9 protein-coding genes are annotated in these 9,894 nt (G+C 69.7%); 2 read left to right on the plus strand and 7 right to left on the minus strand.

The annotated features are described in order from the left end of the window. The first annotated feature begins 17 nt into the window (after nt 1-17). Complete coding sequence (locus tag FNH21_RS08180) at nt 18-1,475, plus strand: dihydrolipoyl dehydrogenase family protein (protein ID WP_152813671.1); 1,458 nt, start codon at nt 18-20, stop codon at nt 1,473-1,475. 157 nt (nt 1,476-1,632) lie between these two features. Here FNH21_RS08180 and FNH21_RS08185 read toward each other — a convergent pair whose 3' ends face one another. The 7 genes from FNH21_RS08185 to FNH21_RS08215 form a co-directional block, all read right to left on the minus strand. Then, complete coding sequence (locus FNH21_RS08185; RefSeq protein WP_241742767.1) at nt 1,633-3,099, minus strand: glycoside hydrolase family 43 protein; 1,467 nt, start codon at nt 3,097-3,099, stop codon at nt 1,633-1,635. A gap of 177 nt (nt 3,100-3,276) precedes the next feature. Next, nucleotides 3,277-3,537, minus strand: coding sequence for an ANTAR domain-containing protein (locus FNH21_RS08190; protein WP_206687035.1), 261 nt, complete (start codon nt 3,535-3,537; stop codon nt 3,277-3,279). Nucleotides 3,538-3,723: 186 nt separating this feature from the next. Beyond that, a complete protein-coding gene (locus tag FNH21_RS17285; RefSeq protein ID WP_191931713.1) occupies nt 3,724-4,380 on the minus strand; it encodes a response regulator in 657 nt (218 codons plus the stop codon). Between the two features lie 206 nt (nt 4,381-4,586). Beyond that, on the minus strand, nt 4,587-5,126 hold the full coding sequence (locus FNH21_RS08200; RefSeq protein ID WP_191931714.1) for a hypothetical protein: 540 nt from the start codon (nt 5,124-5,126) through the stop codon (nt 4,587-4,589). Then, complete coding sequence (locus FNH21_RS08205; RefSeq protein ID WP_152813677.1) at nt 5,123-5,695, minus strand: signal peptidase I; 573 nt, start codon at nt 5,693-5,695, stop codon at nt 5,123-5,125. Before FNH21_RS08205 ends, FNH21_RS08200 begins: the two co-directional genes overlap by 4 nt. Then, nucleotides 5,665-6,333, minus strand: a complete 669-nt coding sequence (locus FNH21_RS08210) for a SipW-dependent-type signal peptide-containing protein (protein ID WP_191931715.1) — start codon at nt 6,331-6,333, stop codon at nt 5,665-5,667. The genes FNH21_RS08205 and FNH21_RS08210 overlap by 31 nt, the downstream gene beginning before the upstream one ends. A gap of 1 nt (nt 6,334) precedes the next feature. Then, nucleotides 6,335-6,952 carry a SipW-dependent-type signal peptide-containing protein gene (locus FNH21_RS08215; RefSeq protein ID WP_152813680.1) on the minus strand — a complete coding sequence of 206 codons (618 nt, stop codon included), beginning with the start codon at nt 6,950-6,952 and terminating at the stop codon, nt 6,335-6,337. 416 nt (nt 6,953-7,368) lie between these two features. On the opposite strand from FNH21_RS08215, the gene FNH21_RS08220 reads away from it, so the two are divergent. After that, a partial coding sequence (locus FNH21_RS08220; protein ID WP_191931716.1) for a choice-of-anchor G family protein occupies nt 7,369-9,894 on the plus strand: 2,526 nt, incomplete at its 3' end.

Here is a 9,894-nt window from a genome sequence, read left to right on the forward strand (position 1 = left end):
CCCCGAGAGGCACCACCATGGCTCTCACACCTTCCCCCGCAGCGCACGACGTCGATCTCGCGGTGATCGGCGGAGGCACCGCCGGGCTCGTGGGTGCACAGACCGCCGCCGGACTCGGCGCACGCGTGGTGCTGGTCGAGGAGGAGAGGACCGGGGGTGACTGCCTCTACACGGGGTGCGTGCCGTCGAAGGCGCTGCTCGCGGCCGCCTCCGCTGCGGCCCAGGCACGGCGGGCTTCCCGGTACGGTGTCGACGTGGGAGGCGTGACGGTGGACTTCGCCCGCGTCATGCAGCACGTCCGGCAGGCCATCGCGCACATCGAGCCCGTCGACTCACCCGAGGCCCTCGGACGGGCCGGGGTCGAGGTGGTTCCCGGCCGGGCTCAGGTCCTGCCCGACGGCAGCCTCCGGGTCGGTGTGCGGACCATCCGCGCCCGCCACGTGCTGGTCGCCACCGGGTCCGCCCCCGCCCTCCCGGACCTGCCGGGGATCGACGGTGTGCACGTGCTCACGAACGAGAACCTCTGGGACCTCGCGGTCCTCCCGGCCAGGCTCGTGATCATCGGAGGAGGGCCGGTGGGATGCGAGCTGGCCCAGGCCTTCGCCCGGCTCGGCTCGGACGTGACCGTCGTGCACCGCGGGAAGCGCCTCCTGCCGCGGGAGGACCCAGAGGCCTCGGCCGTGCTCCGTGCGGCGCTGGAGGAGGACGGCGTCCGCATCCTGCTCGAGCACGGTGCGGTCTCCGTCCGAGGCACCGGGGACGGCGCAGGGGACGGCGGGACCGAGGGCGGCCTGCTGACGACGACGTCGGGCGAGGACCTCGCGTTCACGCACCTCCTCGCGGCCGCCGGGCGCACGCCACGCAGCCGCGGCTTCGGGCTGGAGCAAGCGGGGGTGGAGCTCGACGGCGCCGGATACGTCGTGACGGACCGTCACCTGCGGACGTCGCGGCCGGGATTCTGGGCCTCGGGAGACGTGACGGACCACCCGAAGTACACCCATACGGCCGGTGTCCACGCGAGCATCGCCGCGGGAAACGCGATCCTCGGGCCGCTCCGCACGGTGAGCCGGATCGAGCCGCCGCGCGTCACGTTCACCGATCCCGAGATCGCCGCGGTCGGTGCTCCCACCGGGAAGGGCGGGATCGAGCAGGCCGTGCACCACACCCACCTGGACCGGGCGGTGACGGAGCAACGGATGGAGGGCTTCACACGTCTCGCCTTCGACCGGCGGGGGCGGGTCATCGGCGGGACCATCGTGGGCCCGCGCGCCGGGGAGTCCCTCGGCGAGGTGTGCCTCGCCGTGCAGCGGAAGCTGTCGGCGACCGCCGTGGCCGGCGTGACGCACCCTTACCCCACCCACAACGACGGCGTGTGGAACGCGGCTATCGCCCGGACGCGGACCGTGCTGGCCTCGCCCGTGCCCAAGGCCCTCGGTCGTCTCGCCCGGCGGGTGCAGGAGCGCAGGACGCGCTGACCCGTCCGGCAGGCGGGGCTCCGCCATGCGGGAGCCCGGTCGCGGCCACTCCCGCAACCGGGCTCCCTCGGTGTCGGTGCATCAGCGGGGTATCGCGCCACCGCCGATCCACCGAGCCTGGTGCCTGCGACGCCCGTCATGCGGGCGCCGCAGGAGTCTAGGTCCGGCCCTTGCCGGGCTTCGCCTCGACGGTCAGTTCCACCGGCTCGGTGGTGACCGCTCCGTGGGCGTTCGAGAAGGTCACCCGGAACAGGCGTCCGTCGTCGGCGGTGCGCGCCTTCTTCACCTCGGCCGTCGAGGTGTACGTGCCGTCGTCGTCGCGCTCCGCACGCTGCGTGACGTCCGCGGGACGCCAGGTCACGCCGTCGTCGTCGGAGCTCTCCCAGACGGCCACGGGTTCGGGCGTGCCGACAGCGCTCGCCGCGAGGCGGGCCTTGTGGCCGTCCCGGACGGCGACGTCGGCCGGCAGGGACGCGAGTTCCGGCACCTCGACGGTCTGGTCCACCGTGGGCCAGCCGTCCTCCCAGCCCATCTTCTGCAGCCCGAGCGTCGGGATGTAGGGTGCCGCCGCATTGTTCCGGTCGTAGTAGTGGAACGCGAGGTAGTCCCCGAACACGGACTGGCCGCCGAGTCCGTTCATGGCCCCGTGCGATTTCATCAGGACGGTGCCACCCCCACCGACCATGTCCCGGCCCTCCCTGTCCAGAAAGGGTCCCGTGATGGACTCCGAGCGGCCCACGGCGATCTTGTAGGTGGAGTCGGCGCCACGGCAGCAGAAGTCGAAGGATGTGAAGAGGTAGTAGTAGCCGTCGCGGTGGGTGATGTACGGCGCTTCGATCGGGTTGCCGGGGATGAAGCGGTCCGCGAGGTTGACCGTCTGCGACTGCCAGTCCTCCACGGGCTTGCCGCTCGGCCACTCGAGCGGGATCAGGAAGATGCCGTACCAGAAGGACCCGATGGACATCCAGGGCCTGCCGTCCTCGTCCTCGACGATCCCCGCGTCGATGGCATTGAAGGTCTTGTCCGGGTTGGCGGGATCGATTCCCGTGGCAGAGGATTCGACGACGACGCCCTGGTCCACCCAGGCGTAGTCCGGGTCCTCCGGGTCGAGTGTGGTGTTGGTCGCGAGTGCCGTGAGCGAATCGTTGGTGCCGAACCGGGAGGCCGAGTAGTAGAGGTAGTAGGTGCCGTCGTTCTCGTAGATCTCGGGGGCCCACAGGTTCTCGGGCAGGGCGCCGTCGGAGTAGCGCTCGTCGATCCAGCCGGGGATCTCGTCCCAGACGGTACCGGAGTACTGCCAGGTGGTGCCCTCGTCCTCGGAGGACCAGATCTGGATGGTTCCGCCGTTCTCGCGGGCGAGCAGCCCTGTGGAGTAGACGTACCAGGTGCCGTCGTCGTCGATGATCAGGGCGGGGTCGTGGACGGGGGTGGTCTCACCGACCACGGACTTGCCGCCCACGAGGTCATCGAGGCTGCCCGCAGCCGACTGCCGGGTGAGGGAGGCCTGAGCGGGAGGATCCTTCGGGCCTGCGGAGGCGGGCAACGCGGCGCCGGTCAGGGCGAGCGCCAGAACGGCGACGATACTGGCGGGGCGCGACCAGAGGGTGGGACGTGACGTCATCATCACGTGGTCCTTTCGATGGGAAGAGGACGGGCGCGACGGTCCGCGAACCCGTTTACATCGTTGTCTACATCGTTGTAGAAGAGTGCCACGACCTCACGGGGCAGTCAAGGTCATCATTCGACGGGACGGGACGGGACGGGACGGGAGCGCCTGCGCCGAGGAGGAGGGGGACGGTTCCTAGCGGCGGCCCGAGGCGGACACGAGACCGCGCGCCAGCTCCAGGACCGTCACGTCGAAGGTGCGCGCGGTGCTCTGCAGATAGGTCAGGGCGCGGTCTCGGTCGCAGTCGTGCTTCCCCATGACGATCCCGATGGCCGTGTCCACCAGCATCCGCGCCTCGAGTGCTGACTGGAAGTCCTCGTCACAGGCGGAGCGGCGGAAGTCCGGGGAGCGGAGGAGGTCCGTTCCCGGATACAGGGCGGCGTCGATCTCGTTCATGGATCCCAACTGGCTCGAGTCGTCACGGTGCTGCGTCACCAGCGTGACGCCGCTTGTCGCGCCGGCATTCCCCCTGGATGCGCAACGCGTACCTGAAGGCTAAGCCGATGGGCGGCGGACCGCCATAACCGGCGGGCGACTCCCGCTGGCCGATGCGCTCGCTATGGCCGACCGCGCGGACCGGTGCTAGAGGTCCGCGACTCCGGCCCGGACGGCGAGGACGGCGAGCTGCACCCGGCCGCTGACGTTGAGCTTCGCCATGACCTTGGTGATCTGGGCCTTCACGGTGGCTTCGCTGACATGCAGCGATCCCGCGATCTGCGCGTTCGTCCGGCCTGCGGTCAGTGCCGAGAGGATGGCCCGGTCGCGGGCCGGCAGGCGCCTGATCAGCTGGATCTCGAACGAGTCCGCCGGCTCCGCGGGAAGCGGGAACCGCTGGAGGTCGGGCGGCATGGAGAAGATGCTCTCGCCGCGGTGGATCAGGCGGAGGGCGGCTCCGAGGTCCGAGGACACCGAGTACTTGGAGAGGTAGCTGACGGCGCCCGCGCGATAGGCATCACACATCAGGTCGTACGACGCGGAGGAGGAGAGCATCGCCACCTTCACCTGCGGCATCTGCGAGGTGATCCGGTGGACGGCCTGGACGCCGTCCACATCGCGCACCATCGTCTCCATCAGCACCAGGTCGGGAGCGAGCTTCACCGCTTCGCTGATGGCGGCGTCGCCGGTCGAACTGACGGACTCGAGCTCGATGTGCTCCAGCCCTTCGAACAAGCGTTCCATGCCGAGCCGCACCAGGTAGTCGTCGTCGACCAGGTGCACGCGGAGCGTCTGTGTTGCCACGGATGAGACCTTCCCCCAGAGACAGTGGCCTGTCCACCACTTGTGCAGCGACGCGTCGGACCCAACACCCTCCGCGCCACAGTCAAGGGATATCCGATCCGCCGACCGATAGCCACCCAGGAGACCCCTTTTCGCTGATCGGACCGGAAAATTAGCGGATCGGGCGCCTCTTCCTTGCGTCGATGCTGAGTCCGGATCGGGCGGGATCAGGCCGGGCGGCACCCCGAGATGCCGAGCAGATCCGACGTCACGAGGACGTCTGCCCGCGCCGTCCATCCGCTGCGCTGCACCTGGAAGGTGAACCGGGTGGAGGAACCGAGCGTGAGGAGGCTGCCCAGCAGGGTGGTGGGGATGGTCGTGGTGACCGTCCCGTCGGCACCGGTGACGGTGTTGATGGTGCCCAGGCTGAAGCCCGTGACCGGCTCGAGCGCCAGTCCGCTGGTCACGCGGAAGAGCTGGGCCTCGATGAGGGTGAACCCCGGCGGGAGGCGCCAGGTGACGATGACCCCGGTCACCGTGTTGAGGAGGCCTTCCCTGCGCAGGGTGCACGCAGCGATGACCGGTGGTGGCACCACGGCTGCCACGACGGTCCCGCCGGTGAAACTGCCCACCGACCATCCGGCGTCCGTGACGGCTGGGACGGGGGTGGACGCGACCAGGAGCAGGGCCGCGAGACCGACGCCCACGCGGCCGCGGAGTGCGGCTCCGTCTCTGCGCCGCGGCCGCCCGGTGATGTCGGTCCTCATCCCGAACGCCGGTTCCGGCCTGCGCGTGGGAGGTCGGACGGGCCGTGTGTCGAGCTGCGGTGCCGCGCAGCCGACGGCGGCCAACTCCCCCAGGTCACGAGTCCGGCAACTGCCAGCGTGATCCCCGCGAGGACGGGCGGTTCCGACAGGCGGACGATCACGGGGGCCAGTCCCGGGGCGGACCAGAGCACACGCCGAACGGTGTCCACGGTGTAGGGCGCCGGGTCGTCGGAGGCATTCGCGTCACCCCGCATCGTGATGGTGCGCGCCGGCCCGCCGGTGTCCGCCACCGAGGTCACGCGATGCGTGATCGGGAGGTTGCCCCGGCGGTCGACCGTCACGACGTCGTCGGCCTGGATCTCCGCTGCAGAGATCTCCCTCACCACTGCGACGGAGCCCGCGGGGATGGTCGGGCTCATCGACCCGGTCCGGAACATGATGAGCGTGATGTCGAATGCCAGAGCGGCGACCACCAGGAGGATGCACACCGCGCCGCCCACGGCGGTCAGGTTCAGCAGGACCTCGCGCAGGTGCCGCATCATGGCGTCGAGGTCGCCGAGAACTGCCATACGGCGGTCGCCGCCTTGCCCTGCAGCAGGTTGCTCGCACCCGCGGGCAGGGCCACCTCGAAGCAGAAGCGGACGCTCGGGCCCGGGCCGGTGGCGGTGGCGGCCGGGAGAACCGTCGAGGCACCCGCGGCCTGACCGGTGGTGAGCGGTTGTCGGACGGTGTCCGATCCGACGAGGAAGGTGGCGCCGGCCACGAAGGCCGACGCGTCACACGTATCCGCCCGGACCGCCCGGTAGACCAGCGCGGCGCCCAGGAGCGGGGCAGGTCCCGTGCCGGTCACCGCGGCGGCGCCGAGCGACGTCGTCCCAGCTGTGGATCCCGTCTGCGTCCTCAGTGCGATCGGCGCGTACACCGTGCTGCCCGGATACAGGCCCGTGGCGTTGAACGCGAGGGTGGCACCGGGGGCGGTCTCGTTCACCGTCCACGGCCCGGCCACCGAGTACGGGCTCGAGACCGTCGATTCGAGGGAGAACCTGCTCGCGGTGAAGGAGCCGGATGCGTACTCCGTGTCCGTCCACGAGGCGAGGGTCACCGACCCCCCGATGCCCAGGACGAGGGCGCCCGCCAGGACCGCGCGGATCCGGCGGAGTCGGGACCGATCCCGTCGCGGGACGGGCCGGCGGCTATGTGCGCCCACGTCAGGACTGAGAGACTGCCGCGAACTCCCACACGGCGGATCCATCGGCGCCCTGCGTGATCGCGCCGGCCGTCACCTTGAAGCAGAGGTTGACCGGAGCGAGCCCGCCCGCGGGTTCGGCCAGATCGAAGGTGGTATCCGCGGATACGGTGCCCAGCGCTGTGCCGGCTGGTACGAGGGACGTCCCCGTGGTGTCGGCGGTGCAGCCGAAAGTGGAGGTCCGGAGGAGTTCGTACGTGACTCCGGACAGGGATCCCGCCACCGGCCCGGCGGAGACCGTGACGGCGGCTGCATAGGTGGCCGCCTCCTCGAGGGCGACGGCGAACGGAGCGAACACGACGTCGCCCGGTGCCAGATTCGTGGGGTTCACGGTGAAGCCGAGCGGTGCAGCCGTGTCCGCCGTCGCATGGTCGGTGAAGCTGGTGCCATCGGTGCTGCCGACCAGATCGAACTGTCCGGCGGCGAAAGACCCGATGGCGAACTCGGAATCGTTCCAGGCGGCCAGCGTGACGGCGGCACCTACTCCGAGGACCAGGCCGCCCGCCAGGACTGCGCGAAGACGTCGACGGGCCGGATGCGCAGAAGGACCCGAGCTGCCGGGCCCATCGTCGTGTTTCATCGGGGTGGCTGTATGGGTGGCGGTGTTCACGGGACGTCCTCGGGTAGCGCGGGACCGGCTGAGACCTGCCGGCACAGGAAGGCTAGGCGTTCAGGCCGCCAGCAGGTCTCCGCCCACGCCTAGACCTCCGCGCCCGATGAGCGCGGCCTCGATGGACGATCGGTGGGTGCGCTCCGGTCCGATGCGCCACCGCCGCCCGGCGCTTCGGCTTCCGGCACTGGCGGGGAAGCCGGACGGGCATCGCCCGGGGGCTGGCCCGCACTGGCGAGCTGCCTGCATAGCCTCTAGCACGGTCCCCGCGAGGCGGTGGACGGTCTCGGTTCACCGCGTTGCAGGGGGAGTACATGTTCAGAAGCAGGTCATATCCGGGGACCCTCAGGGGTTTCCTGGCCGGAAGCCTAGCGGCCGCCATGGTCATGGGAGCTGCTTCGGGCGCCGCGGCTGCTCCGACCGACCGGTCCGAGGCACTCGGCAAGTTCCTCGGAGGGGAAACCCTGACGATCGACCTGGATTCGATCGCGGAGATCCGGGGCGCTCTCGAGCAGAACCCCAGCGGAGTCCCGCCCGTCGGCCCGACCGCGAATCCCCTGTCCGCGGAGGTGCTCAGCAGTCTCGGCGTCGATGTCGGTTCCTCGCTGCAGCTCTTCGGCCCCGGTGGACTGATCGAGCTGGGCGCGGTGTCGCAGTACGCCCAGGCCACAGACAACGGAGACGCCCTCGCGGCTTCGGGAGCCGTCAACGATCAGGGGGCCATCTCCGTCGGAGCTCCAGGCACCCCTCCGGCGAATGCCGCCCTCACGCTCACTCCGCTGCTGGCCACCCTTCCGGCTGCGAATGGCGTGGTATCCCAGCTCGACATCGACCTCGGCGCCCTCGCTTCCTCTGCCTCCCAGGTCCAGGGCGGCCCCGTGGTCCGCGACTACGCGATCGCCGACGCAACGCTCGACCTGACGAGTCCGCTGGTCGCCGCAACGGTGTCAGGAACGGTCGCAACCCTGCAGACGACGGTGAATCGGGTGGAGAGTCTGCTGGAGACTGCCCTCGGCGCGCGCCTGAACGTGCTCAATGTGGCGACGGCAGCTGCGACCGTCGATGTCGAGGAGCCGGACCTTCAGAGTCTCCTTCCCACGGAATTCACATCGACCAGGACGCCAGGGGTCGTTCTGGATCTCCGGTCCGGGCAGGTGTCCGTCGACGTCGAAGCCGTCCTGGCCGCGAACGGCGTCGACCTGAATGACCTTCCGCCGAACACGCCACTCCTCAGCGGAGTCTTCGGCCAGTACATCGGGCAGGCCATCCTCCTCACCTTGAGCGAGGCCGTCGACCAGGTGCAGGCGGACCTCATCAGGACGGTGCGGTCGCTCGAGGTGACCGGGACCGTAGCGGTGACCGTCGATCTGCCGCTCCTGCCCGACGTCGTCGTGAATGTCGCGCTGGGCGGAACCCTCGACGACATCACTGTGTCAACGTCCGGCGTCACGGGAGCCGTTCTGCTCCTCCTCGACGTGAATGCGCTGGCCAACCTCGCCGTCGACGGTGTGCTCAGTGGAACCGTCGAGCCGGCGCTCGCTCTCGTGACGTCGACGCTCGACGCCGTTGCCGTCGGTCTTCCGACGGTCGTCGTCTCGCCCATCCTGGGCATCGTCGAAAGCGTTGTGCGCATCCGGGCCAACGTTCAACCCGAGATCGGGGACCTGGGTACCGGGACCGCGACGGTTCGGGCCGCAGAGGTGACCCTCCTGCCGCTGACGCCCATCGCCACCGTCGATCTCGCCTCCTCGACCGTTCGTGGCACGGCCTTCGTCGCGCCTATCTACGATCCGACGATCACCCTCGAGCCGTCGACGGTATCAGCAGGCACGTCGACGACGGTTACGGGCTCCGGCTTCGCGCCGAACGAGCAGGTCACGGTCAGCGTGCCGAGCATCAACGGCCAGGCCGGTTCGAGTGTCTCGACCACCGCGACTGCCGACGGCACGATCGACGTCGACCTCCCGATTCCCGCCTCGTACCCTGTCGGATTGATCAACGTGGTTGCTCTCGGTGCCGAGTCCGACGTGCCGGCGACGGCCGGTCTCACGGTCACGGCGGTCGTCTATGCTCCGTCGATCACCCTGGACCCCGCGACTGTCGTCGCTGGTGGCAGCACGGTGGTCACGGGTGAGGGCTTCGCCAACGGCGAGACCGTCACGGTGTCTATCCCTGGTGCTGTTGAGGGCGACGATCCGATCACCGTCCAGGTCGTAACCGGTGACGACGGGACCTTCGAGGTTGCTCTGCCGCTCCCGGCCGACTACCCCGCTGGTCCGGTCGAGATTTCGGCTTCGGGTCCGGTGTCGGACACGGTGGCCACCGCTGACCTCACGGTCCAGGCGCCCGCGGTCGTCTATGACCCGTCGATCACCCTGGACCCCGCGACTGTCGTCGCCGGTGGTTCCACGGTGGTCACGGGTGAGGGCTTCGCCAACGGCGAGACCGTCACGGTCTCGATCCCTGGCGCTGTTGAGGGCGACGATCCGATCACCGTCCAGGTCGTAACCGGTGACGACGGGACCTTCGAGGCGACCCTGCCGATCCCGGCCGGCTACCCCGCTGGTCCGGTCGACGTGACTGTCGTGGGCGACATCTCCGACACCCCTGTGGTGGAAAAGCTCACGGTCGAGGCTCCGGCGGTTGTTTATGATCCGTCGATCACCCTGGATCCGGCGACTGTCGTCGCCGGGGGCAGCACGGTCGTCACGGGTGAGGGCTTCGCCAACGGTGAAACGGTCACGGTGTCGATCCCTGGTGCTGTTGAGGGCGATGATCCGATCTTGGTCGAGGTCATCGCCGGTGATGACGGATCGTTCGAAGCGACCCTGCCAGTCCCGGCCGACTACCCCGCTGGTCCGGTCGACGTGACTGGTGTCGGTGATGTCTCCGACACCCCTGTGGTGGAGGGA

Origin of the sequence: Arthrobacter bussei, from assembly GCF_009377195.2 — a bacterium.
Lineage (GTDB): Bacteria > Actinomycetota > Actinomycetes > Actinomycetales > Micrococcaceae > Arthrobacter_D > Arthrobacter_D bussei.

What these genes read in the sequence shown, in the direction of transcription:
- FNH21_RS08185 (WP_241742767.1), bottom strand. Translation starts at nt 3,099, where the DNA reads ATGATGACGTCACGTCCCACCCTCTGGTCGCGCCCCGCCAGTATCGTC.
- FNH21_RS08180 (WP_152813671.1), top strand. Translation starts at nt 18, where the DNA reads ATGGCTCTCACACCTTCCCCCGCAGCGCACGACGTCGATCTCGCGGTG.
- FNH21_RS08190 (WP_206687035.1), bottom strand. Translation starts at nt 3,537, where the DNA reads ATGAACGAGATCGACGCCGCCCTGTATCCGGGAACGGACCTCCTCCGC.
- FNH21_RS08215 (WP_152813680.1), bottom strand. Translation starts at nt 6,952, where the DNA reads ATGAAACACGACGATGGGCCCGGCAGCTCGGGTCCTTCTGCGCATCCG.
- FNH21_RS08205 (WP_152813677.1), bottom strand. Translation starts at nt 5,695, where the DNA reads ATGGCAGTTCTCGGCGACCTCGACGCCATGATGCGGCACCTGCGCGAG.
- FNH21_RS08200 (WP_191931714.1), bottom strand. Translation starts at nt 5,126, where the DNA reads ATGAGGACCGACATCACCGGGCGGCCGCGGCGCAGAGACGGAGCCGCA.